19 protein-coding genes and 1 pseudogene are annotated in these 26,552 nt (G+C 40.3%); 6 read left to right on the top strand and 14 right to left on the bottom strand.

The genetic code is table 11. The annotated features are described in order from the left end of the window. Nucleotides 1-290: 290 nt before the first annotated feature. From KHA94_RS19890 to KHA94_RS19870, 5 genes are all read right to left on the bottom strand, one after another. Nucleotides 291-1,985 carry a CocE/NonD family hydrolase gene (locus tag KHA94_RS19890; protein WP_249365656.1) on the bottom strand — a complete coding sequence of 565 codons (1,695 nt, stop codon included), beginning with the start codon at nt 1,983-1,985 and terminating at the stop codon, nt 291-293. A gap of 123 nt (nt 1,986-2,108) precedes the next feature. Next, entirely contained in the window at nt 2,109-2,795 is a 687-nt protein-coding gene (locus KHA94_RS19885; RefSeq protein ID WP_213103825.1) for an ABC transporter permease, read from the bottom strand. Nucleotides 2,796-2,806: 11 nt separating this feature from the next. Next, nucleotides 2,807-3,730 carry an osmoprotectant ABC transporter substrate-binding protein gene (locus KHA94_RS19880; RefSeq protein WP_213103824.1) on the bottom strand — a complete coding sequence of 308 codons (924 nt, stop codon included), beginning with the start codon at nt 3,728-3,730 and terminating at the stop codon, nt 2,807-2,809. A gap of 15 nt (nt 3,731-3,745) precedes the next feature. Further along, complete coding sequence (locus KHA94_RS19875; protein WP_213103823.1) at nt 3,746-4,399, bottom strand: ABC transporter permease; 654 nt, start codon at nt 4,397-4,399, stop codon at nt 3,746-3,748. A gap of 12 nt (nt 4,400-4,411) precedes the next feature. Beyond that, nucleotides 4,412-5,551 (bottom strand): betaine/proline/choline family ABC transporter ATP-binding protein, encoded by a 1,140-nt coding sequence (locus KHA94_RS19870; RefSeq protein WP_213103822.1) that lies wholly within the window; start codon nt 5,549-5,551, stop codon nt 4,412-4,414. 271 nt (nt 5,552-5,822) lie between these two features. Between KHA94_RS19870 and KHA94_RS19865 the strand changes: the two genes are divergently transcribed. The 5 genes from KHA94_RS19865 (at nt 5,823) to KHA94_RS19845 (ending at nt 9,510) form a co-directional block, all read left to right on the top strand. Then, nucleotides 5,823-6,380 carry a GbsR/MarR family transcriptional regulator gene (locus KHA94_RS19865; RefSeq protein ID WP_213103821.1) on the top strand — a complete coding sequence of 186 codons (558 nt, stop codon included), beginning with the start codon at nt 5,823-5,825 and terminating at the stop codon, nt 6,378-6,380. Nucleotides 6,381-6,657: 277 nt separating this feature from the next. Next, nucleotides 6,658-7,554: a beta-keto acid cleavage family enzyme gene (locus tag KHA94_RS19860; protein WP_213103820.1), complete on the top strand. Its 897-nt coding sequence runs from the start codon at nt 6,658-6,660 to the stop codon at nt 7,552-7,554. Nucleotides 7,555-7,559: 5 nt separating this feature from the next. Beyond that, nucleotides 7,560-8,516, top strand: a complete 957-nt coding sequence (locus KHA94_RS19855; RefSeq protein ID WP_213103956.1) for an L-carnitine dehydrogenase — start codon at nt 7,560-7,562, stop codon at nt 8,514-8,516. A gap of 45 nt (nt 8,517-8,561) precedes the next feature. Beyond that, nucleotides 8,562-9,029, top strand: coding sequence for a thioesterase family protein (locus KHA94_RS19850; RefSeq protein WP_213103819.1), 468 nt, complete (start codon nt 8,562-8,564; stop codon nt 9,027-9,029). A 178-nt stretch (nt 9,030-9,207) separates the two neighbouring features. Continuing rightward, a complete protein-coding gene (locus KHA94_RS19845; RefSeq protein ID WP_213103955.1) occupies nt 9,208-9,510 on the top strand; it encodes a monooxygenase in 303 nt (100 codons plus the stop codon). Between the two features lie 166 nt (nt 9,511-9,676). On the opposite strand, the gene KHA94_RS19840 is transcribed toward KHA94_RS19845, so the two are convergent. Continuing rightward, nucleotides 9,677-9,958 carry a permease prefix domain 1-containing protein gene (locus tag KHA94_RS19840; protein WP_213103818.1) on the bottom strand — a complete coding sequence of 94 codons (282 nt, stop codon included), beginning with the start codon at nt 9,956-9,958 and terminating at the stop codon, nt 9,677-9,679. Between the two features lie 27 nt (nt 9,959-9,985). Then, a complete protein-coding gene (locus KHA94_RS19835) occupies nt 9,986-10,273 on the bottom strand; it encodes a helix-turn-helix transcriptional regulator (RefSeq protein WP_275950908.1) in 288 nt (95 codons plus the stop codon). Nucleotides 10,274-10,347: 74 nt separating this feature from the next. Between KHA94_RS19835 and KHA94_RS19830 the strand changes: the two genes are divergently transcribed. Further along, complete coding sequence (locus KHA94_RS19830; RefSeq protein WP_213103816.1) at nt 10,348-10,806, top strand: YhfM domain-containing protein; 459 nt, start codon at nt 10,348-10,350, stop codon at nt 10,804-10,806. Nucleotides 10,807-10,827: 21 nt separating this feature from the next. Here the strand turns inward: KHA94_RS19830 and KHA94_RS19825 are convergent. The 7 genes and pseudogenes from KHA94_RS19825 to KHA94_RS19795 all read right to left on the bottom strand — a co-directional run. Continuing rightward, a pseudogene (locus KHA94_RS19825) lies at nt 10,828-11,085 on the bottom strand (IS1595 family transposase); the annotation flags it as partial. 197 nt (nt 11,086-11,282) lie between these two features. Then, nucleotides 11,283-12,767 carry an aldehyde dehydrogenase family protein gene (locus tag KHA94_RS19820; protein WP_249365616.1) on the bottom strand — a complete coding sequence of 495 codons (1,485 nt, stop codon included), beginning with the start codon at nt 12,765-12,767 and terminating at the stop codon, nt 11,283-11,285. A gap of 1,641 nt (nt 12,768-14,408) precedes the next feature. Then, the gene (locus KHA94_RS19815; protein ID WP_213103815.1) at nt 14,409-15,773 is read right to left on the bottom strand and encodes an MATE family efflux transporter; all 1,365 of its coding nucleotides are present in this window, start codon (nt 15,771-15,773) and stop codon (nt 14,409-14,411) included. A gap of 280 nt (nt 15,774-16,053) precedes the next feature. Then, a complete protein-coding gene (locus tag KHA94_RS19810; RefSeq protein ID WP_213103814.1) occupies nt 16,054-20,205 on the bottom strand; it encodes a S8 family serine peptidase in 4,152 nt (1,383 codons plus the stop codon). Between the two features lie 481 nt (nt 20,206-20,686). Beyond that, nucleotides 20,687-22,993, bottom strand: coding sequence for a glycoside hydrolase family 84 protein (locus KHA94_RS19805; protein WP_213103813.1), 2,307 nt, complete (start codon nt 22,991-22,993; stop codon nt 20,687-20,689). Between the two features lie 819 nt (nt 22,994-23,812). Next, nucleotides 23,813-24,565, bottom strand: a complete 753-nt coding sequence (locus KHA94_RS19800) for a glycerophosphodiester phosphodiesterase (RefSeq protein ID WP_213103812.1) — start codon at nt 24,563-24,565, stop codon at nt 23,813-23,815. Nucleotides 24,566-25,144: 579 nt separating this feature from the next. Further along, nucleotides 25,145-26,509 carry an ABC transporter substrate-binding protein gene (locus KHA94_RS19795; protein WP_213103811.1) on the bottom strand — a complete coding sequence of 455 codons (1,365 nt, stop codon included), beginning with the start codon at nt 26,507-26,509 and terminating at the stop codon, nt 25,145-25,147. Nucleotides 26,510-26,552: the final 43 nt, after the last annotated feature.

The raw sequence follows: 26,552 nt of genomic DNA, 5'->3' as shown, positions 1-26,552 counted from the left end.
GAATACCTTTTGAAAAAAGCCCCTTTAGTGGGGAGGGGGAAAGTTTACCAAAACTAACTATATTATTCTTAATAAAAAACATTTCGTCAAGTTGAAAATAGTACAGGAAACAAAGAATCAGAGGGAACCGCGACTTCATTCTTCTCAGGCAATCAAAAATTTTGCGTTTAGACCTTGCTCATAAGATAGAACAAAGGCACAGCTAGCTAAAAATCCACTAGTTGTGCCTTTTTGCGCGCAAAACTTCCGATTGTCCCCTATAAGAACCCTCCCCATGGTCAGTCACCTGGTCAACACTGAATGACCGGCAATAAAATATGTGATGGATAGATCTCTTGATGATAGATGGTTTGCTCTGCTGTTTTAAACTTCTCGCTTGATACCATGGTCTCACCTGTATTTAAATTGGTGTCATACCGCGGAAAATTACTGGATGAAATCTCAACTCGTATACAGTGGCCTGGGAGAAACACATTACTTGTCGGCCATAACTCAATCTCATAGTCCAAGATTTCATCTTTAATCCGTTCTCCCCGGTTCTCTCCGTTCCGATAGGTTGCTCGTACAATGCCGTCTGTTAGATTAAAAGCTGTGCCATCAGGGTGAACATCGATTAACTTCGCGGCAAAATCCGTATCCTCCGCACTCGTTTTTGCCCATAGCTTCACTTTCACAGGACCCGTCACTTCAAGAGCGTTTCCCAAAGGTTCACTTGTATAAACTAACACATCCTCTCTTTCCTCCAACTGACGTTGATCCTTCGGTCCCATAGTATGAACTCCTGCATACAAGGTTCCCCCGCCATTGGTTGGGACAGGATTTTCCGGATCATAAACGAAGGTATCCTCCGCTTCTTCCTTCATCGGTTTCTCCAAACTCAAGCCTCCATCGCCAAAACGAGTATTCGCCTTCCCCTTACTATGTAAATAATAGGGAATATAGGAAGCTCTCTCTAACGGCCATTCCTGTTCATCCCTCCATTCATTGATTCCCATGACAAACAATTGGATCGGTGCTTCATCCGCACCCACCGTTTCTTCACCCTTTAACCACTGATCAAACCAGCGAATATGAAGCCCGGTCAAATCATCTTTCCCATCAATCGAGTCGCCGGAAGCATGGAGGCCGAAATTCCTTTCGCCAATCACAGAGCTAAATACCCCATGCCCCCAAGGTCCGACGATTAATTTTTGCACCGCCTGCCCATTTTTCTGCATTTCCATATAGTTTTTTAATGTCGACTGTAAAAGATTATCGTACCAGCCGGCAATGTGATAGGCGGGAAGGTTTAGCTGTTTGTATTTGCCCAAAATACTCATCCGCTCCGCCATATCCTCCGTAACACTGCCATTCAGCAAATCATAGAAATAGCGGGCCACACCAAGCTCTTTCAGCGGTGGCCACTCGTGTACTGGCTTATAGGTGTACCACTCTTCAATCTGATTATAGTAATCAGCCATCTTTTCCATTTTCACAGCGTATTGTTCTGAATCCCCATATTTCCTTTTCAGCTGATCAGGGGCAATCGACTCCAGCGCCCATGTTTCTGAAGAGGCAACCAGAAACTTACCGCCGTTATCGACTGAATTATTCCGCCAATCATTTAACGTCATTGCCGGAACAATGGCCTCCAAATGCGGCGGCTGCTCCGTGGCAGCCAACAATTGCGTATATCCATAATAGGACAAACCGAACATGCCCACTTTTCCGTTGGAATAAGGCAAAGCAGCGGCCCATTCGACTGTATCATAGCCATCTTCTGCTTCATATAAAAATGGATAAAAATCGCCTTCCGAATGAAATCTGCCCCTGACATCTTGAACAATCACGATATAGCCATTTTGTACAAGCCGATTGGTATCAAGATAGCGATGCGAATAGAACGGCAAATCTTTATTATAAGGAAGACGTGTCAGCAGCACCGGAAACTTCCCCTCCTTTTTCGGGTGGTATATGTCTGCATACAGTGTAATACCGTCCCGCATTTGACAAGGCACATGTTTCTCGACTGAAATTTGTCCTATCTCCATTGTAAAAAATTCCTCCCTTTTTCTTTAAAAAATCCATCCCAAATCAACATCAGGATGGATTTCTTAATAAGCAATAACCTACGCGGCCTGTTCGTCTACTTGATTCTGAAGACTGCCTTTTCTTTTTTTAATCGGTGACAGCTTTCTCTCCAGCCACCCCATCACAATATCGGCAATCACGGCCATTAAAGCGGTTGGGATGGCACCTGCCAGAATAATCGGTGTTCCGTTCGTCACATTGGTACCACGCAGAATAATGTCGCCTAGTCCTCCCGCACCAATGAAGGTTCCGATGGTTGCAATCCCGATGGAAATGACTAATGCCGTCCTAAGCCCAGCCATGATCACGGACATGGCCATCGGCAGTTCGACCATACACAGAACCTGAAACCTAGTCATACCCATGGCTTTTCCTGATTCCAATAAAGCATGGTCGACATTGCGTATTCCTGTATAGGTATTTTTAATAATGGGTAATAAGGAATAGAGGAATAAGGAAAATACGACCGTATTGGTCCCGAGTCCCATGACAAGCATGAGTACAGCGAGCATCGCCAAAGCCGGAATGGTTTGGATGATATTCGCCAACGAAATCACCCAAGTGCTTAACTTATTGTACCTCGCAATCAAGATACCTACTGGGATAGCGACAATCGCAGCGAATAATACGCCGTAAGCGGCCATGAGGAAATGCCGATAGAATTGTACCCAAACATAACCAGCATTTTGTGAATAGTAGTTTAGAATATCATTGATGGTCTCCATGAAGTCACCTCCTATTTTTCATTTTCAAAATAATGATACTCTTCCAAAAATTCCTTCGCAATAATGGATGGTTCCTTCATCTTCCCGTCTGCCTCATAATTCAATTCCTGCATTTTTTCCGTATTGATTTTTCCGGAAAGCTTTTGAAGAATGTCTTTTAGTTCCGGATGAGCCTTTAAAACATCATTTCGTGCGACGAGTGAGGTATCATAAGGAGGGAAGAAATTCTTGTCATCCTCTAATACTTTTAAATCAAATGCCTTGATCCGCCCATCGGTGGTATAAGCCAGGACGACATCCATTTTCCCATTCGCTACCGCTTGATAGACTAAACCAATCTGCATCGGAAAGGTTTTGCCGAATGTAAAACCGTATTCTTTGACAAATCCTTCATAACCGTCCCCTTTACGTTTTAGCCAGGCATTATCCACACCAAGTTTCAAATTGGAAGCAAGCGGTTCTAAATCGGAAACAGTTTTCAGGTTTTCTTTTTCCGCAAGCGTCCTCGTCACCGTAAACGCATAGGAATTGGCAAACCCATACGAGTCAAACCAGGTTTGGTCAAATCGCTTTTGGAATTCATGCTGGACAATGTTGAGCGCTTCCCCAGGGTCTTTGACCGGTTCCATCCCCAGTGCACCTGCAAGATCCGTTCCTGTATAACGTGTGGCCGAAATATCGACATCCCCATTTAACATAGCCTGATGCAGAACGATGGAAGACCCTAAATTATTCACCATTTCCACTTGGACATCTGTGTAGTGTTCAATCATCAACCGTACGATATTCCCCATAATTTGTGATTCTGAAGTACCCAGTGTTCCCACCTTAACAGTGTTGTTAGCGGCTCCGCTCAAACCGGGAAGAGAGCAGCCGCTCATGAAAACAGCTAGCGCCATCGTGATGACAATGAGCAAATGATTTCTTTTTAACATAAATATGCCCCCTTCCTAAGCAGCTTCCCGCATCTTTTTCATTCCTTTAGGGGTTACCCACCCTTCGACTTTGCCTAAGAGAAGATCCGTCAATAATGCTAACAACGTCACGGGAACCGCACCGGCAATAATAAATTCTGGCTGATACAGGTTAAGACCGCTAAAAATGTAATCCCCGAGACCGCCGCCACCGATAAAAGAAGCTAAGGTAGCCCAGCCAATTAAATAGACAGTCGATAAGCGAATACCTGCCATCATCACCGGTATCGCAAGCGGCACTTCAACGTAGCATATCCGTTCCCATCCAGTCATACCCATCCCGCGTCCTGCTTCCAGCAAACTTTTTTGAACACCACTTACACCTGTATAAGTGTTCCTCAAGATAGGTAGGACTGAATAGAAAAATAAAGCAATAATAGCTGGTATTTTTCCGACACCTAAAAGGGGAATAAAGAATGCGAGGATTGCAAAACTTGGAAATGTTTGAATCACTCCTAACACCCCCATGACAAAACCGGCCGCTTTTGGAAAACGCGTTAACGCCACTCCAAGAGGAACTGCGATTAGAATCCCTAAAGCTGCAGCAATCAACGAAATATATAAATGCTCCCATGTCTTATAGAGCATTTCACTTCCATATGTACTGAAAAATGGTAAGATCGTATCCATATCATCTCCCTCCTATCCTATTTTTGTCATTTCATCCTCGCCCCAAATCGAATCATAGACAATATCTACTAAACTAGCTCTGGTCACAATCCCGACTAGCCGATGTTTGTCATCGACAACCGGAACATATTTCATCCCTACTTTTAAGATTTTGCGTACTGTATCACGAACAAGTGTGTGTTTCTCGACGGTAAAAATATCTGTTTCGACTACATCTCGAACCAGGCTTGCCTTTTTCCGTTTTTGGTCAATAATTTCCACATCAATAAACCCTTGTAAGACCTTCTTCTCATCCACCACAAGGAGGGAGTCAACCCGATGATGCTTCATTAATTGAATCGCTTCTGATAAGGTTCGTTCTCCCGTAATGGTGATCGGACTTGGATTCATAATTTGCTCGACCGTTTGAATATTCGGCCTTGCTTGCACGAGACGGTCTCTGCCAATAAACTCCTCCACGAATTCATTAGCGGGATTGCGTAAAATTTCATCCGGTGTGTCACATTGAACGATTTGCCCGTCGCGCATTATCACAATCCGGTCAGCCAATTTCAGCGCCTCATCCATATCATGGGTAACAAACACAATCGTTTTTTCCAGCTTCCTTTGCAGCTTTTTGAATTCTTCCTGCAGGGAGTCCCTGGTAATGGGATCTAATGCACCAAACGGCTCATCCATTAAAATAAGCGGCTGATCGGCTGCCAATGCCCGTAAGACACCAATCCGCTGCTGCTGGCCTCCGCTCAATTCATGCGGATACTTTTCTAAATAATCGGGTGTCATGTCAACAAGTGCTAGTAATTCTCGTGCCCGGGTACGACGCTTTTCTTCGGAGAATTTTAGCAATTTCAAAACCAGAGAGATATTTTCTTGAATGGTCATATGAGGAAACAAGCCAATCTGCTGAATAACATACCCGATTTCCCTTCTAAGCTGAACCGAGTCGCCCTCCAAAATGTTTTTACCATTAATATAAATGCTTCCCTCTGTGGGTTCGATTAAGCGGTTAATCATTTTCATGGTCGTCGTTTTTCCGCAGCCGCTCGGCCCGATAAAACAAATGAATTCACCTTTTTCAATTTCCAATGTCAGATCTTGGACCGCTCGTTTTCCTCCTTTATACACTTTTGAAACATGATCAAATTTGAGCAAGTGGTGCACCTCCAATTTTTTAATATGAAAATTAATTTTTCGGAAATATTTCCTAAATTCAGTATAAAGTAAAGTTTATAAAATAAAAAGTTTATATATTGTACAAATTGTATTAAATTTATGTATAATATGTATTGTATAAATTTTATTACAGCCTTTTCTTAAAAATACTCCCAATTGCTCTCGGTTACTATTCGATTCTCCTTTTCGAAATTTTCGTAACTTGTGATATAGTGGCAACATACATGGGTAACCGGAAGGATGAATTCATTTGGATGAACAACCATTAGAGAAGCTTAAACAGATTGAAGAACAGTTTGTGGAAAAGATTGCAGACAACATGCACACATACGGAGTATCGACAACCGTCGGCCGAGTCCTTGGAATCATCTATATGAATCGAAGGCCAATGACACTGGATGAATTATCACAGGAAACCGGAATGAGCAAAACCCGAATGAGTCAAGTCGTCCGAGAAATGGTAGATTTAAATATTGCGGAAAAAGTTTTTGAAAAAGGAACCCGCAAAGATTTATATAATGTAGAACACGATTATTATCAAACCTTCGTTTCGTTGTTCACCTCTACTTGGCAAAAGGCCATTCAGAAAAACAAAATGTTTGAAAAAAAGATGTCTGCTGAACTGCAGGTGATAATGGAAAATAGGACGATGAATGAAGAAATGGAACAAAAGATCAATGTTATGCTGAAGGAAACGCGGGAATGGCTCGATTATTATCAATGGTTAGCCCGTCTAGTTGATTTCTTTGACAGTGGAGAAATCTTTAAACATATCCCCAAGCCTGAAAAGGTGCATAACTTGGATTAGGTTAAAAAGGAAAATGGAAGTTACCCCATTTTCCTTTTTTTATAAATATAAGAGGAAGAAAAGTCTGAAATAAATAGTACAACCACCAATTTGTGCTTGGAAAGGCAATCTACACATATATTTATGCGGTCACTCCACAACCAGAGCAGCCCACTCACCTCCGCGTGATTTGTAGTTAACTATCCCTACGGCTCTATACTAACCATAATTATGCTTGAGACAAACGTATTTCATATCGTTTTGTGCCTTGAGCGAAGCGAAAGGAATGGATATATTTATGAAAAAAAAAGTCATCGTAACGTGTGCGGTAACAGGTGCAGGAGATACAGCCAAGAAAAGCCCCCATGTTCCCATCACCCCTGTGGAAATCGCTCAATCTGCCATTGACGCAGCCAAAGCTGGGGCTACCATCGCCCATATTCATGTCCGCGACCCGAAAACAGGCGGAATCAGCCATGACCCGGCATTATTCCAAGAGGTGGTTGAGCGGATCCGTGAATCGGAGACAGACGTGATCCTCAACCTCACTTCTGGAGGAGGCGGGGACTGGATTCCCAGTGAAAAGAATCCAGTCATTGGCGGACCTGGAACAGACATGCAAACACCGGAAGAACGTCACGAACCGATTGCGAAAATGCTACCGGAGCTTTGTACACTTGACTGTGGAAGCCTGAATTTTGGCGACCAGCTTTACATAAGTACAACGGATTGGCTGCGCAAGCAAGCCCTTCTTATTCAACAATGCGGAGTCAAGCCCGAATTGGAATGCTTTGATACGGGACAGCTTCGCTTTGCCAAACAATTAATCGATGAAGGCTTGATTGACGGTGATCCAATGTTCCAATTCTGCCTTGGTATCCCATGGGGAGCGGAGGCAGATGCGGAAACGTTGATTTATATGCGTGATAAACTTCCGAAAAATGCCCACTGGTCCGCTTTTGGCATTGGCAGAATGCAAATGCCGATGGCCATCCAGTCCATGCTGCTAGGCGGCCATATCCGGGTCGGACTTGAGGATAATCTTTATCTGGATAAAGGAGTTCTGGCAAACAATGCCCAATTAGTCGAAAGAGCGGTTACCATCATGGCGGGACTTGGCACTGCTCCGATGACACCTGAGGAAGCACGAAAACACTTAGGACTTCAAAACCCACACAGAAAGGCGGAAATCTAGTGGACATTCATTCTATTAAACAAGTAACCGTAGTCGGCACGGGTGTGATTGGCAACGGCTGGATTGCCCGTTTTTTATCACAGGGCTATGATGTCTTCGCGACAGACCCCGACCCAACCGCAGAAGCAAGAATGCGCTCAAGCGTGGATCGTGCTTGGCCAGCGCTAGAGAAACTTGGATTAGCGGCAGGAGCTTCACGAGACCGGCTCCGATTCGATCCAGATCTGGCAAAAGCGGTAGCAAGCGCGGATTTGATTCAAGAAAACGCACCGGAACGGGAAGAGTTAAAGCGGAGTTTATTAGCCCAAATTGATCAGCATGCGAAACCAGAAGCCATTATCGCATCCAGTACATCCGGACTCATGCCGAGCATCCTGCAGGCAGACTGCACCCATCCGGAACGAATCATCATTGCCCATCCCTTCAATCCTGTCTATTTAATTCCATTAGTGGAGTTAGTGGGCGGAGAGAAAACATCGCCTGAGGTTGTAGCAGCAGCAGAGCAATTCTATCAATCTATTCAAATGAAGCCGCTCGTCATTTCAGCTGAAATTGAGGGTCATGTGGCCGACCGGTTAATGGAAGCCATTTGGCGCGAAGCCCTGCATCTGGTCAATGACGGAATCGCCACAACCGAAGAAGTGGATGCGGCCATCATCTATGGTCCTGGATTAAGATGGGCATTAATGGGACCCTTCTTAACCTTGCACCTCGCTGGCGGTGAACAAGGAATGAGACACATGCTGGAACAATTCGGCCCTGCCTTGAAACTGCCTTGGACAAAACTCAAAGCACCAGAATTAACAGAGAAACTAAGCAATCAGGTGATTGATGGCTGCGAACAGCAGACAGCCGGTCATTCGATAGCTGGACTAGAAGAGCGGCGTGACAGCTTTCTCATCGAACTTCAGCAATTACTGGGAAAATATTGGCCGGGGGCTAACTTAAACGGGAATATGTAAGGTGATCGATTTTAGAAAAAATGGATGGAAAAGGGGAATAGCTACATGTCTCAAATCGAAAATTATCTCTTGATTGACACGGTTCGCGGGGAATGGATCGATTATAATGGCCATATGACAGACTCTGCCTATTCAAAAGTATTTAGTATGGCAGTAGACCAGCTTATGGTGGAATTAGGAATTGGAGAGGACTTCCGTGAAAACGAACAGTATTCTATTTATACATTAGAAACCCATCTCTGTTATTTAAAGGAAGCCCATGATGGCCAAGAACTGCGTATTACCATGCAACTGCTTGATTATGATGGAAAAAGAATACACGTCTTTTTTACAATGGAAAATAACACGGGCGAACGCCTCGCAACAAGTGAGCAGATGCTCATGGGAATGGACATGAAGACAGGACGTCCCTCCCCCTTCCCTTCCAACATCCTGGCCCATATTAAAAATCTCGGAAAGAAGCACCAAGCCCTGCCAACGCCGAATGAAGCGGGGAGGAAAGTAGGGATATAGAGTGCCATAGGGAAGGGTCTCTCATAGAACTTTTGACGAATACCAGTATGATTGCTGGTGTCATTCCAGCATTTTTACCTGCCCCTCTCCGAAAATGGTATAAGGCGCATAGGTGCTCCACAACACTTAAGCATTTGTGATAGTATGAATTTAATTAAAAATGAAAGGGGTATTCATTATAAAATATTTATTGCAAGTAGATTTTAAAATGGATGGGCCATTTGGTGAAGAAATGTCAAAGTCATTCGCTGACTTAGCGGACAGTATTAATACTGAGCCAGGTGTACTCTGGAAGATTTGGACAGAGAACGCAGCTGCTAAAGAATCCGGCGGGGTGTATCTATTCAAAACAAAAGAGGATGCTGAAAAATATTTAGAGATGCACTCAGCTCGCCTGGAAAGCTTCGGTATTACTGATATTCGTGGGAAAATATTTGAAGTGAATGAAGCACTATCACTAATTAATAGTGCACCAATTTAGCGGAGGGGGGCGGCTTCATCAAAACAAGGAATTGGATGAATGTGATCAGGAAATGTATGATCACTATTTGGATAATAACAAGGAAACGATCCTTTAGATTAAAAGACTCCTACAGTTAAGGAGTCTTTTTATTGGAGGATAACGCACTAACCAGCTTGGAAATGCTTTATGTACCCATGCCAAACGTCACGACCAGAAGTGTGAGCATCATCCAATCAATTCGCGGACGGTGAAGCTGGTTAAGCTCCATTCCTAATTTCGTCGGATTTCCCATCTGAACAGTCGCTTTCTCGTCCGCTTCCTCTTCAGTTAATCCGGACTTTATAAAGGTGCGCTTCGTCTCTTGTATATGATGCCTTAACTCGGCTTCGACATACTTCTTCGCTTCCTTTGATTTAATTTGTTTCAGCACTTCTGTTATGTAGGATTGCTCCTTTTTCAGAATCATTAAATCACCAATCCTTCATCATACTATTTAAAGTTGTCCTTCATATTTCTTCCAACCTTCCAGCAATTCCTTGAATAGAAGCGGCATTTTCACATATTCATCCACCATCGACTGCAACAGTTTTCTCCCATTTTTATTTAACTTGTAAAGTTTAACACCAGACTCATCCCAGCGAGTACGTAAGTAGTTTTTTCGTTCTAATTGATGGATTAACGTGTACAAAAAGCCTTCATTGTTTTCAAAGCTTTTCAATCCTCTCACTCGTAAAAGCTGACCCAACTCATAACCCGATTTTCTAAGTAATAATTTATCCATAGAAACATTGGGAGGATTTGACTCGTCTAATTTAGAAAGATAGTAATTAATAAAACTTTTGGAGGTAATATGATTTGAAAAGAATTATTCTTATGGCGTTATCCATAATATCCATTTCTTCGCTTCTTTTTGCTTGTCAATCGAAAGAAAACACTACTGAAACCTCTGCTAATCCAACAGTTAAATCGGAAAATGATAAAAAACTATCAATCAACAATAATTTTAAAAGCATCAGCGTTTCAAAAACAAAAGGAGTTGATGAAATTACTATCGATGATAAAGAATCTATCAATGCCTTTCAAAGTATATTTTCAAGTGCAGTAAAAGAACCTGGCCAAGTTAATATGGCTGACCCCGAATTTTATTTGGAAGTCGTTTATAACAAAGAAAATCACCAAAGTTTGTATTTGTGGATAGGTGAAAAAGGACAAGGAAGTACATTTATGAAAACGGAAGATTCGAACACCATTTATACGTTTTCAGAAAAGAAGACGAATAAATTGATTGAATTAGTTGAATCACGCTTTAATTAAGACTTCGTATAAGGTCTTTTTTTATGCACTTCTTAGCATTTCAACCGTAGTGTTATTGGATTTTTGACACACAGAAATAAGCATTTGTTCTACTCGTTTATCAAATGCCAAATCTTTCCCTAATTCAAGCGAACAAAACCAGTAAAGATAGTTATCAAGGTATTATTTGGTTACTACACCTTGAAAACGGTCCATCCAATCCTTTAAACGATGGTGGAAGTTATTAACGTGTTGAATATGATATATACCTTTTTTCACGTGTTGTTTTTGCCTTTCATTTGTAAACACCCATTGATCAACACTGGTTTCCCTTTGACCCTTCGAGCTAAATGCCTAGCTGGACAGAAAATAACAGCGCCCCTTTCATCATTTATTAAATCAACGATGAAAGGGGCGCTTAATTATAAGAAATGAACTTTTTCAATGGCCTCAGAATAAGGAGTTGTTTTTTCTCCACCTATTCTATTTTTTATTAATTAGTATAATCCATCTGCATCTTCTTTAGTGCTAATGAAGATGTTTTTCGTTTGTGTGTATGCATCTAAAATTGATTTGTAAGTTTCACGGCCGATACCTGATTTTTTATAACCACCAAATGGAGCACCTGCAGAGAAGTTAGTATATTGATTCACCCACATGCGGCCAGTTTCAATACTACGTGCTACACGTAGAGCTGTGTTTAAGTTGCTAGTCCAAACTCCGCCACCAAGACCATATTCTGAATCGTTCGCCATTGCGATTACTTCTTCCTCTGTTTCAAATTTTATTACAGTTGCTACTGGTCCAAAGATTTCTTCTTGAGCGATACGTAGATCATTTGTACCCGCTAAAATCGTTGGTGCCATGAATACGCCGTTCTCAAGACCCTTTTCTTGTAATTGGTAACCACCTGTTACAAGTGTTGCCCCTTCTTCTTGACCTATTTTCACGTATTCTAAAATCTTATCTAATTGGCGTTGGTTAATTTGTGCACCCATCTGTGTGCCTTCTTCCCATGGTAAGCCAACTTTTACGCTTTCGAATTTCTCTTTTAATGCTGTTAAAAATTCATCGTAAATACCGGCTTGTACGAAAATACGAGAACCTGCTGAACATACTTGCCCTTGGTTGAATAAAATACCGTTTGTTGCACCTTCAACCGCACGTTCCCAGTTTGCATCGTTGAAGAAAATGTTTGCTGATTTCCCACCAAGCTCTAATGTTGCAGGGATTAAGCGATCAGCTGCAGCTTTGGCAACTAAGTAACCAACATCTGTTGAGCCTGTGAATGCTAATTTGGCAAAGCCTTCGTGATGTAGCATATAGTCGCCAGAATACGATCCACGACCAGTTATAACGTTTACAACTCCTGCAGGTAAAACTTGGTCTAAAATTTTAGCCAGTTCTAAGATGCTCAGTGAAGTAGTTGATGATGGAGAGATAACAACTGTGTTACCTGCTGCTATAGCTGGTGCAATTTTCCATGCTGCCATGAGAAGTGGGAAGTTCCAAGGAATAATTTGACCAACAACACCAATTGGTTCTTTCAGTGTTAATGTTAAGTTATTTTCGTCTAATTGTTGAGCTGTACCTTCTTCAGATCGGATAACACCTGCGAAGTAACGGAAATGATCCGCACTCAGTGGCACGTCTGCATTTATCGTTTCACGTAAAGGTTTCCCGTTATCTAATGTTTCAGCGATTGCTAAATGCTCACGATTTTCATCGATTAAGTCTGCAATTTGAAGAAGTAATTTGCTTCGTTCCTCAATACTAACGTGTTTCCACGTTTTAAACGCATTTTGAGCAGCTTCGACAGCTGCATCTACATCTGCATGACTTGCGTCGATAAAATCTGCTAGTTTTTCTCCATTACTTGGGTTGTATGCGGCAATTGTTTTCCCTTCAGAACCTTCAGTCCACTCTCCATTAATATATAATTTGTACTTTGAATCTATAATATTTGACATATCTGTATTCATGAATTTGACACCTCTATAAATTATTCTAGTAAACTTACATTTCACTAGTTAAGGCCAGTATATAGCCGATAAAATGGAATTTCAAACAATGCGCTTGTGAAATATCCAACATATCAGAATAGTATTTTGAGAGAATGATTTGGTATCTTATTAACAAAACTGATCATATACAGGTTGAAATGTTGTAGAACAAGAGCAAGGATATCACAGCGAAAATGAGATGGCTCACCTGGTCTTAGAAAAAATTGCATCGTATAAAGTGAAATTTCATTCAGTGGGGGTTTTCTGACACACAGGACGTGCTAGTGCCAAAATTACCACAGGACGTGGCGTTCTTAGTAGGCCTTCATCACCGACTGAATGTTAGTTGAACTTATCACGCTCAAAGCGCCACGTCCTCTGGCTTTCGCCTGACTAGGACATCGTGTCCGTCGTCGGGCCTTTACGGGCAGTTGATCTTCCACCTAAACTTCTTCGAATCATCTAAAGTTTTGATGCGGGAGTCTTACTGCCCGTTAATCTGCGATAAAAAATATCTCTTAGCAGCGATGCTCTGGGATTTTTGTTTGTTATCTTTGTTTTTCTTGTCATTACTCCTAGCCCCATTGACGAACCATGATTTCATTGTTATTTTTAAATCGTTCAATTCATTTTAATAAGTGAAAAACTAGGTGAAATGATGTTCTACATAATTGGAATTATTGTATTGTTCGCACTTGGGTTTATGTTATGGGGCAAAAAAGGGATTCGTTACGCTTTCTACGGACTTATCTTCATTCTTCTATGGAAATCCGGCTTACTGATTTCTATTATTCAAATTTTGCTTAACTTAATTAGATGGCTTTTTGTTATACTTGCCAATTACATTTCGCAAATTTGGGATTATTTTCATTCGGTTAATTTGGATTTAATATATTTCATTTATAGCTAGTAAAAAGCGCACTTTGGGGTTTTCGATAATAAAAATAAAAAATTCCTGAGCACATTATGGCGTTGTGCTTAGGGATTTAGATTCCTTTATATTAACACTCTATCTTAATTAACATTGCTACCTCTTCAATAGATAGTCCGTTAGCTCTATAACTTCTTTTATAGAGAAATTCTTATCAAGCAGCCTTAAAGCAAATTCAATCATTTTTTGCTTTTCGCCCCCAGCATTGCCTTTTTCAATTCCTTTTTCATATACACTTGCTGCTATATAGGATTAAACTAAATTCGTTATTACAAAGGGATTAGGACTCCTTATAAGGTGAAACTTCCATCAGTGGGGGTTTTTCGACGCACAGGACGTGCTAGTGCCGACGTTGCCACAGGACGTGGCGTTCTTAGTCGGCCTTCATTCCCCACTGATGGTTAGTTGAACCAATCACGCTCAAAACGCCACGTCCTGTGGCTTTCGCCTGACTAGGACATCATGTCCGTCGTCGGGCCTTTACGGGCAGTTGATCCCCCACTTAGGTTTCTTTGATTCTCTCGCAACCTTGAAGTGGGGGTCTTACTGCCCGTTAATCTGCGATCAACTTACAATCTCTTAGATAAGCAAGAGTCTATTTTTCGCAGTAGGGAAACGCAGGAACAGTCCCAATATTTCCCCCTTCTTTATCGTGTATTCACCCGCTTTACACAATTGCCCCATTTTCCTCAATTTGCTGCAATTTCATGCTTTACCGCGTTTTTCTTTAGCCACGGCTTAGATAACCAACGCCTTAGTGCAAAGATTCCACGAATCCATTCATCAAACCCTTGAGCTATCCAAATTCCAAGTAACCCTAATCCAAGGACAATCCCGAAAAGGTAGCTAAATACGACTGCAACTCCCCACATGCAGATAATGCCTATAACTACAGGGAAACGAACGTCGCCGACAGATTTTAAAGACCCCATCAGGACAATGTTCATAGCACGGCCTGGTTCAATAAATACAATTGCCCAGAGAACAGGGAGTCCAATAGAAATAATGCTAGATTCGGCTGTAAACATTGCTAATACTGGCTCACCGGTAAGGGCAATCGCAAGCGACACTGCCAACGTAACAACCATCGAAATTTTTAATGTCTTAAGTCCTCGTTTTAAGGTTCTATCATAGTCCTTCGCTCCAATATAACGCGCAATCAGCAGCTGAGTTCCTTGAGCAATCGCCAGTGTGAATAAATAGCAAAGCATGGAAATATTGATAATATACACACGAGCCGCCAAAGCATCGTCCCCGATCATGGCAACAAAGCTTGTAATCACAATTTGTGAAAGCTGGTAGGAAAGGTTTTCTCCAGCTGATGGAATCCCGATATGAAAGATTTCCTTTATATCTGTTTTATGAATGAAAAAAACATCTTTAATAGAAAACTTTAAATCTAATATTTTATAAACAAAGAAAAGAAGAGCCAGAATGAGAAAAATTCTCGCGATAATGATAGAATACGAAACTCCCACAACCCCTGTTACTGGCAGGCCAAACCAGCCTTTAATCGCAATAAAGTAACCCGTAACACTAATAATATTCATCATAACCGTCATAAGCATGGCTTCTTTTGTATGACCATAGCTGCGCAAAACAGCACTTAACGCAAGGGAAATGGCTTCAAGCACGAGCGAAAAACCGGTAATCGTTAGAAATGTAAGGGCAAAGTCATAAATCTCCCCACTTAGCCCATAGAAGCGTAAAAACACATCACCAAACAAGACAACAACGACAGTCATCGCGACGCCAACCCATAAATTTATTCCAAAAGCAGAGCGTGCAAGCTGGCGTGCCCGTTTCAATTGGTTCGCACCTAGATTTTGACCAATTAATATCATTGCCCCAATAACGGTGACATTAAAAATTAAAATAAAGATATTAATAATCTGATTGGCTACTCCAACACCCGCAACGGCCTTATCTGAATATCCGCTTAAAATTAATGTCGCAATAATCCCCACACTCATATGCAGGGAAATTTCAATAAAAAGCGGCCATGTAATACTAAACAATGATTGATTTTGATACTTGTTATTTTCGCTTGGCACTAGTCAACCCTTCTTTGCTAAGAACATATGGAATTTAGTTTACCTAAAATTTGAATAAAAGGAAATAGGGGGGGGGGACGGTTCTTATAGGGGACAATCGGAAGTTTTGTACGCAAAAAGGCACAACTAGTGGATTTTTAGCTAGTTGTGCCTTTTTTCTATCTTATGAGAAAGGTCTGATCGAAAAATTTTTGATTGCCCGAGAAGATTGAAGTCGCGATCCCTGGCATATGGGATTTCACTCTTTTTGTTCCCAATGATTTTTTTGTTCGCAACATATTTATTTCAATCCTAATTGACTGAGGATACTATCCAATGAAGCCCCTTTGTGGGTCTTTTTTGCATTTGGTGCATTTTCTACCGTAGGATTACTTGCTCCATAGTTTTTAATAATGTAATACATATCCTTTTTATCAACCGTTTTATCGAAGTTTAAATCTGAAGCTGCATGATTGGTGCCCCAATTTTTTTGCAGCTCGATGGCATCCAGCACATCGATGACGTTATCTTTATTCACATCACCAGCCAGTGCACGGTCTAATGAATCACGGAGGAATTTTCCAATCAATTCACCACGAATGTTATCAGATAAATAATCTATCGTTCGATACATTGTAAAATGGCCAGGAACATCTACCTTAATCGTATATGGGTTTGGATCTACCTTAATACCATCCAGCGTATATTCTCCGCCTTTTGTAAATTCTGGCGCTTCCATTACCGTTTTGCCATCATACGAAGATAAGGTTACCTTCGTTCCAAGTGTGCGGTGGTCGATGGCTGGAATTGATTGCCCTGTAACAGGATCTTTTGCTCCTTCCACGTTTACAGCACCGACTAATTTGGAGACTTTTGCCTTGACATCATAAAGTTCGTTAAACGAATAAATATTTTTCGTTTCTACATCTGATTGGTCAATATATGATTCACTTTCTGTGTAGAAGTTTGAAAAAGCAGTATAGCCGTTTTCAAATGTTCTCATATCGAAATTGAATAGCTTTAAATCCTCAGGTAATTCTTTATTACCTGAATACGTAAACGTAAAAGTGTAGGCAGTCTGATAGCTAAAGGCTGTTGGTGATGTCGTAACCGTCACTTCTGCATCACCATATTGTTTTACCGCGTCATTGACAGTTACGTTTTCGATTGTTGCTTGGGTATTAAGAATTTTCAGTGTCATTTTCGCTGATTTCAAATTCTTCATATTATTGGAACGTACGGAATAGTTGACCGTCTCTCCCGCCGTAATCGCTTCTTTATTAGCCTTCAAATAATAATATGGCGTTGTATTTTTCGTAAAGGCGATCCTTTTTTCTGAAGTGCCATTTTTTGCAGCATCCAACCCAATAAAGCTAACTGGCAGTACCTTGTATTGACTTCTTACTAAAATTTGATCAACATAGTCACCATTTTTATCTGTCTTAATCGGAATGCTAGGGTAACCATTGTAAAAAGGCATTACTGAATACTTCGATGGGTCTACAGGGATACCATAGCTGTTCGTTTCTTCCATTTCAGTATCTTCTACATGTACATTAAAGTCATACAAAAATTGTCCTTGTGAATCTAATTGACTATCACTATATTCAATGACCTTTTGATCTAATGAATCAAAGCTGGTCGTTACATTTGGTATTCCAAATTCGTTCATAACATCTTGTGATGCTATGAAGGTATCTCCATTCTCATTAGTCCCAACAAGTTTGACGACATAATGACCAGGTTTTAATATTTTCCAATCATTGCTGACAGGATTTTTCTTATCACCTGTAAATGGATAGTAATAATTACTGACTAATCTAGGAATCTTGTAGAGTGCATTTTCATCCATAACAATGGTATTAAATGATCCTACCACTCCTAAATCTTTACCTGTCTTTGGATCGTGAATGACCACATCCAATGTTTTCATATGTGATTTGATTACTATTTCAGCATCCAAAAATGGATAATAAGCCAATGAAACTGTTTTGTTCGTTGAATAAATTGGGTTAGCTACCTTAAATGTTTCTATTCCTTCATTAACTACACGGCCGCCAAATGGAATTTGGTATTGTTCAGTTGGATTATCATTGTTCGTAAAAACAATATATCCTTCATACGTTCCTCTTTCAGCTGTTTTTGGAATGTTTAAATCAAATTTGATATCTCTGACACTATTACCCACAACTTTTACTGTGGTTGGACCTTCTAATGTCACATTGTTTTTAGCCGCATCTTTTGATCCTCTTAATCCCGTTTGGAATTTTACATCTACGTTGAATGTTATGTTTTGTTTTGTAAGACTTTTTACTGTAATGTGTCGGGAATCAGTAATATCTTTACCTGTATAACCAAATGTTCCAAAACTGATTCCACCCGTTAAATTATCGATTAATTTCTGTTTTCCACTAAGGTTCATAGGTGTTTTATCGTTCACTACAAACTCAACACTCGAGTGAATCGCTTCATAAGCATCCACTCGTCCGCTTCCTGCTTCAAAAACACTATAGTCCTTTGATAGTGGGTCAGCAGTATTCATTAGAATTGACTTGATGTCGGCTGGTTGAAGGTCCTCATTTGCTTGAAGCAATAAGGCGGATATACCTGCAACATAAGGTGTTGCCATTGATGTTCCTGATAAACGTTCATATGCATATTGATAATCTTCCGGTTTCGACCCATCTGCCGTTTTATTATTCATATAAAATGGAACTGTAGATAATATGGAAACGCCTGGTGCCGTTATTTCAGGTTTTATTTCATAATTTACGCGGGAAGGACCTCTTGAACTAAAACCAGCAAGCTCATCTTCGGCCGTTCTTAACTTTGTATAGTCACCAAAAGTGAAATCAGTTTTACCTGCTTTAATGGCTTCTAAAATTACTTCCCCATCTGCATTGGAAACTGAAAATGCTGGAATAGCATCTACCGATTCGCCTAAAAATGCCTGAATCTCGCCCTCTGCGCTGTTTGCTTCATCATTATACATAATAACTCCAACCGCACCACGAGCTTTTGCGTTTTTGATTTTATCCATTAATCCAATTGAACCACGCTTAATGAAAGCAATATTTCCAGTTACATCCTTACCATTAAAATCAGCTGGGTTACCTAACCCGACGTCAACAAGGTTATAGGTTTTTCCTTTTAACTGTGTTAAATCATCACTATAGTTTCTTGCCAACTGTCTTAACGAATAACTCTTTCCATCTTGAGCACCTGCATATCCATAAATATCAAATGCAACAGATGACGCACCAACTGTAAGCGCTAACGATGCTGCACCTGGTGAACCAAGTGTAAACATCTTGTCACCAGTATTCCCTGCAGCTATGACAGCGGTGACTCCATTAATAACAGCATTGTTAACTGCAATAGAAGTTGGGTAGTTTGGGTCATTAATCGTGGCACCCAAAGACAAATTGATGACATCCATACCGTCTTTCACAGCGCGATCTATACCTGCCATTACCGCTTCACTTGAACCACTGCCGTATGGTCCAAGTACACGATAACCATAAACATCTGCCTCAGGTGCAGCCCCTGTCATTTTATACTCACTATCTGCTGCTCCACGGCCCGCAATGATCCCTGAAACATGCGTACCATGTTCTGTATAGTATGCACGGCCACTATTTAATTCTGGCTTACCAGACTCTTTCCAATCGGCGTATGTTGTTTCCATTGGATCGCTATCATTATCGACAAAATCAAATCCGCCTTTATATGCATCCTTTAAGTCGGGATGGTTATAATCGATTCCTGTATCGATAACACCGACCTTGATTCCCTTACCAGTGAAACCTTCAGCATGTAAACGATCTAGTCCATCATATGGTGTATAATTCGTAACACTGATTTGATCTGATTGATCATTTACCTCATCTTGATCAGGAGGATCAATCGTAAATGTTTCGTTGCTCCAAACCGCTTTAACAGCATTTAATTTTAATAGATTTTCAATTTGGTTAGCAGGCAGACTAATGGAAACACCATTAAATGCATGTTTAAAAGAACGATGAATTTTGACATCTGACTTTTTATTTTTTTCGTCCGTTAATTGTTGAACATCTTGACTAAACGTTTCATGATCCTGGTCAACAAGTTTTAATGCTTCCGTTTCAGATAATTGTTTCCCTTCTGCGCGTGCCACAATTTGAGCAACCTTTGCAGGCTTATTCTTAAATTCAACTATGACAGTTGTTTCATTTGAAGAGGTTAAATCAACATCGGAAGAAATTTGTAACCCCGTTTCTTCATTCGTTGAGATTTGCTTAAGTGCTGCTCTTTGTTCTGGTGTTAAGCTGGCAAGCATCTCCTCCGCCTTCGAAAAACTTGTCGCTTTTGATACAAGTGGTACTTGACCAATAGAACCTAAAATAAAACTAGCTGATAAAGCCGCTACAGTTAAGCTTTTGGCAATTCTACTTTTGTTTATTTTTTTCCCCATTTTTAGTCCTCCATGTTTCTATAAATTACATCTGTAAGTGTTAATGAAGTACGAAAATATGATTCTAAAAGGATACTTGTATTTTTAGCCTTCATCTCTATCGTTTGCTTCTATTAAAATTACTTATGCACTTATAATTATTGTAAAAATTTCAATTATTGTAAATTGGGGGAATTTTCAATTGAACGTATATTCATAAACTCATCTTTCTTTTCAGTGGTTATGTAGTAAATTATCTTTTAATAGGAAACCGTATAGAATTTGCTCGAAAATGCTTTTGTTTTGTCGTATTTTCTGTTTTTTTATAATAAAAATTCGTCTAAAAGTTGGGGGAATATCGTAAAAATCTATTTAATTTTGTGGTTAAGTAAACAAAAAAGGAACCAATAAAATTGGCTCCCCCTTCACCCTCTTTAATAAAAAAAACCGGGAAGTTGAATTCTCCCCGGTTTTTCTACTATTTTAAAAATCAGCACTAATTTTAGTTGTGTGAGTTAAACACTTTGAATTCGTATAAAGAATAACCCCAGCTTGTTGACCGTTTCACACCAAGCATTCTTACATATCTTGCGTCTGTTGAAGGAAACTTGATTTCATCTATTCCCCCATTACTATTTAACTCTGTATAGACATCCGTCCATTGGCTGCCATCTTGTGAAACCTGGATTTTGTATTGTTTTCCATAGGCAGATTCCCAGTTTAACACAACTTTATTAATAGAATAAAGCTGACCAAGATCGACTCTAATCCATTGATTATCTGTATATAAAGAGGCCCATCTTGTATTGTTGTTTCCATCAACTGCTAAATCAGGCGTTAGCCAGCTGACTTCTGATGAAGAAGCTGTAGCGGTTTTTCCTTCTGCTAAATTTACTCCATAAATAACACGCTCAAGGAAGGTTGGGATGACACCCAAGCTTAGCTTTTGCGGGAATTTTTCCATTTCTTCCATCGTGTTTTGAAGTAATGTTCTTTGCTCAGCTGCAGTTTGGGTATCATTTTCCTGTTCCGCCAGGGCCATTTTAATGGCTGCTTCGCCTGCGACTCCATAAAGCTCCATCTTCTTTAGATAGGGATCGACTTCTTCTAGGAAATTCTGATTTTTCATGGCATTCCGCAGTTGAGACGGTGCAGTTTTCAGCTTCGTGAATTCTTGTATAAGAGCGTCTGCGGCCGCTTGCCCATTTTTAGCCTCATATTCTGACCAAAACTGCTCGATTAGCGGCTTTAATTTTTCCGAAATCGGTTCTTTATAGTTATTAAGACTGATAGAATAGGATGATTCTACAAACAGTTTTAATGGTTCATAAGCAGCTCCAGCAAATTCCTTTAAACTCTTTTCCAAAGAGTCATTTGGGTCATAGGCTTCTGGGTTCCATGTATAATCTGCTACGGTAAACAGCGGAATTTTCGATGCCTCCGCTTCGTTCATTGGATTGGCTGTTAGACCAATGACGCCATGTTCTGGGGTAAGGCCTGCATCTCTTCCAACTAATGGCCCAAGGAACAAACGATTACGGTCATAATCATTTACCGGATAATTATCCCAGATTAATAAGTCATGCTTGAATATCCCATGGATCTTATCGGCATCAGCAGTGGTAATTGTAGGAGCAACTACGCCAATTCCCGTCCACTGAACGACAATATCTGGTTGAACCAGTTCGGCGAATCTTTTTCGATAAGGGGTAGTATCCGCTTGATAATAATCTGTTGGCACGGTAATTAAACGCTCTGCCCCTTCATGTTTTTTGATAAACTGATCATTAAAACGATTTAACAAATAGGCTTGTGCAGCTGCAGGCGGGTTTGCATCCTTGCCAAACATGGCTCGGTCCTCTGGTGAGCGAAGATTTGGGTCAATATCATCAAGGAACAAGGCAAATGACCTAACTCCGACGTCCCACATTGCTTGGGCCTTGTTGACTAAAGCCTGCAGGTCAGCATCACTTGAATAAGTGATTGTATTCCCTGGTGAAATGGCGAAGGTGAAGGTGACATGGTTTTTTTGTGCAGTCTTAACAAGCTGTTCAATTTCTTTTATTTTTCCTTGAGGATAGGGATCCTTCCACTTATCACGATGGTATGGATCATCTTTTGGCGCATAAATATAGCTATTCATTTTATGCTCGCCGTAAAAATTCAGTTGACTTAAGCGATCTTCATGTGACCACGGTTCGCCATAAAAACCTTCAATCGCTCCTCGTGTCGGCATCGTTGGCCAGTCGTGGATTTCGACTTCAGGAATCCAATCCGTTCCTTCCCGTTCGATAATCATTTGTTTGAATGTCTTGGCACCATAATATGTACCTGTTCCATCTTTCCCTGAAATCACAATATGCTTTTTACTTTCTTCGCCATGTATAGAAGTGACTACATACTCTTCTTTCTTTGTTACAGTCAAATCATCAAGGCCCGTACTATCCTTAATAACTTTTAACTCAGCTTCATCTGAAAATTCCCCTAGCCAGATAATAACTGGAGCATTAAGAAGGGGAGCATTTATGTCACTCTCAACGATTGTTTTAACACCTGCTTTTTTTAGGGCGGCTTTTACTTCTTCAATTGCTGATTGATCTGTTCCATTTTCAGTAACCAATCCAACTTTTGGATTAAGCGGGAACCCATTCCCTGTATTTTCAATTAGTTTCGGGGTAGGAGATACAGTAAACACGTATTTTTCATTTCCTTCCTTCGCGCTTGTCTTTTGCATGTCTAGGGGAATGACTAGTCCGGTTACTAAACAAACTGAAATGATAGCCTTAGAAAACAACTTTCTTTTTGCCAACTTTGCCACCTCTTCTTTCAAATTTTGTTTTCTCTCCAAAAATCGAACTAAGATTTTTTATTGTCTTAAAATCCCCCTTCCGCTTCAAATAAAATTTTAAAAAATATTGAAAAAGCATAAAGCTTATTCAAACTGTGCAACTTGTAGAAATGCCAACATTTAGAAAAACTTGGTGTTCGCCAAGTCCTTTTTGGCGAATGCCTTAGTTTTTATTATGCGATCTTATTAGCAGATATTTAATTGAACACACTCTTTACTTTAGTACGTTAATAGACTTAAACTTTCCTTTTAGCCAAAAAAGGCAGGGGAACACTAACAAAAGGGATGCTTCCTTTTGTTAGTGTCGCCCTGCCTGATCGAATCAGTAACATGCGGATATGTTGAAGTGTAACCATTTTCACTGCTATTTACAGAATAGTATAATTTAAAATGAAAGCGGTTTACAGGGCAATAGTACCTGCTTTTTTAGGAAAATGCTCCAAGTTATTATTATCATTTTTTTCCATACAATCCCATAATTTATCTCCTAGGTGAAAAATATTAGATCACCTCTTCATGTTCAAAAAAACACGGGGACGGTTCTTATGTTTCCGAGTCAATATATGTTGTATATATCACACATGCTACTATATAAGATTAAACGAAATTCGCTATATCAAGGTGACTAGAACTCCTTGCAAATGGTGCTTCACAATGAATACCATTGACTTTCAAAGTTCTCGCCTCTTCCTTGAACAGTGCCTGTCACTCCTCAAAAAATGTCCAACTAACCAATTTTTCGACAAAATCCGAGTGATAACAGGCACTACTTCAAAGGCATCACTGTGACAAAGTTTTTAGCGCTATGGCCCTCTCAGGAAAATCAGTCATAATCGCATCTACTTGTAAATCTAAAAGACGTACGATATCAGTTGGTTCATTTACAGTCCAAACACGTACTTTGTCATAGAGGCCTTGAAAAGGCAGATAATCTTTTGTTTTCGGTAATACAATCGTTTTGTTGAGATGAAAAGCATCTAAATCTAAAGCTTTTAAATAATCTGCTGGATGGGTGATGGCCTCATTTAGTAACCAAGCGATTTTCGCATGTGAATTTATTTTTTTCATTCTTATTAGAGTCGGCAGATGAAAGGAAGAATAAATGACGTCCCGGCCTTTTCCATATTGATCAACGATGGCATGAACTTTTTCTTCAATTCCCTCATAGGTAACAGCATAGGTTTTAAGTTCAATATTCAATTCAAAAGGATATGGAGTTAGAAATTCCAGCATTTCCTGCAATGTCGGCACTCGTTCATTGTTCCATCCCTCCTCATAGCGAGGAAAATGAGAAAATGGACTTCCTGCACTAACACTTTTAATGTCTTCTAACGTCAAATCTTTAATCCATCCCGTACCGCTTGTCGTGCGGTCAAGCGTTTCATCATGAATGACAACCACTTCGCCATCCTTCGACAAATGAACATCTATTTCCAGTCCATCAACACCTTGTTCAATCGCTTTTTTAAAGCTTAGTAAAGTATTTTCAGGATATATGCCTTTTGCACCACGGTGGCCATAAATTTTCGTCATAATGATTCATCCCTTCCTAATTGATCAAAGAACAAATGCACAAGCGCCTTCGAAACAATTACAGATCAAATTGTTTCTGCGAAGTTTATTCAAGGAGGCTTTCCTTTGTGCTCACCTCCGACAAGCACAAGACGAGCCTCACGGAAAGGTGTTCTTTACCTTTCTGGGAGGATTGATCGAAATGTGAAGGCGACTGTTTAGGGACGACTGCATAAGACGAGCCCTGTAAGAAGACGTTCTTTGTCTTCTGGAAGGGATCGGCTTATGACGCGAGTCCCTAGGAGCCGTAACTAGACAAGCTTGTGACCTCGAGGTCGACAAAAACGCGACGTCCTCCCAAAAGCTTCTCTTTTGGTCGTGCGATGTCTCGCTAACGTAGCTTTCCTTATCCTGTCGCATTGTCGACACTAGTACGTCCTGTACGTCGGAGGTAGGCGCTGGAGCTGAACGTAGATAAACTATATCTTAAGTTATCAACAGATAGCGAAAATTATAATTTTCTATACAATAAAAAAGGAGAAAAAAGCATGGAAAGCCCACACCTTCTTCTCTTTTCCATTCACGATATGATGTGATGTTTTATTCTCCTCTAGCTTTATTCGCTTTTTTGATCGCTTCATTAAATTGTTTTACTGCATTTTGATGGGCTTCATCAACATCTCCGCCATTATAAACTGACTCAAGAGCAGCCTCTGTAATTTTACGTCCTTCAGGAAGCATATCCATTAATGCACCTTGAGTCGCAAAAGAAGGTTTTGTTGATTGTAATTGTTCTACTGTTACTTGCAATTGTGGTTTTTCAGCCCAAGCCTCTTTCACCACTTGTTCATCATAAGCTGCTGGGTTGATGGCAAAATAACCTGTACCTACATGCCATTTCCCTTGAACTTCAGGAGTTTGTAAATACTTCATGAATTCCCATGCAGCCTTTGTTTCTTCTTCTGGTTTGCCATCAATCATCCATAAACTGGCTCCTCCGATGACAACACCTTGACGTTCTTTATTTTCTGGATGTGGAAGGAAAGCAATCCCTACTTCGAAAGGAGCATTATCAATTACATCTCTCGCACTTGCAGAAGATTGTAAGAACATTGACACATCACCAGCTAAGAAACCAGCAACCATGTTATCACCGTTCGTACCGTAGTTGGCAAAAGTACCATCATCCACCATGTGTTTAACCCAATTCAAAATAGATTTTCCTTCTTCTTCAGTCCAGCCAATTTCTGTTGGGGTTTTTGAACGACCATTATCATTGTTTAATAATAAAGCCCCTTGGTTTGCTAATAGCTGCTCCCATAACCAGCCGTAAGCTTGTAAAGCAAAACCTTTCATATCCGAATGAGCTGCCACGATTTTTTTGGATGCTTCCTCCACCTCTTCATATGTTGCTGGCGGATTTTCTGGATCTAATCCAGCAGCCTTAAATGCATCTTTATTGTAGTACATAACTGGTGTAGATGAGTTAAATGGCATGGAATAAAATTTTCCATCCAAAGAGTAATAGTTAATGATGTTTTTTTCTAATCCGCTCATTTCATAACCATCTGCATCAACAAACTCTTGAATCGGAATAATATTTCCGCTGTTAATCATCGACTTCGTACCAATTTCAAATGTTTGGATCATCGTTGGAGCACTATCTGTACCGGCAACAGCATTAAATTTTGTTAATGATTCATCATAAGTCCCTTGATATTCTGCATTTACTTGAATATTATCTTGAGACTTATTGAAATCTTCCACAATACTGTTCAATGCATCTTGACCAGCACCACCCATAGAATGCCAGAATGTCACCAGCTGTTTTTCACTGCTTTTTTCAGAACCTGTTTTTTCAGTTTCTTTGTTTTGAGAGCCGTCGACTGGATTAGAATTTCCGCCAGAGCATGCCGCTAATATAAAAACCAAACTGAGCGTCAGAACCATCATGATTTTCTTCATTATTTTCTCTCCTTTTTCATCAATCGTATTTTATTAATGAAGA

It is taken from the genome of Cytobacillus citreus (assembly GCF_018343665.1).
Taxonomy (GTDB): Bacteria; Bacillota; Bacilli; order Bacillales; family Cytobacillaceae; genus Cytobacillus; species Cytobacillus citreus.
Note: the sequence above shows the minus strand (reverse complement) of the source record. Positions and strands in the feature narration are given on the sequence as shown.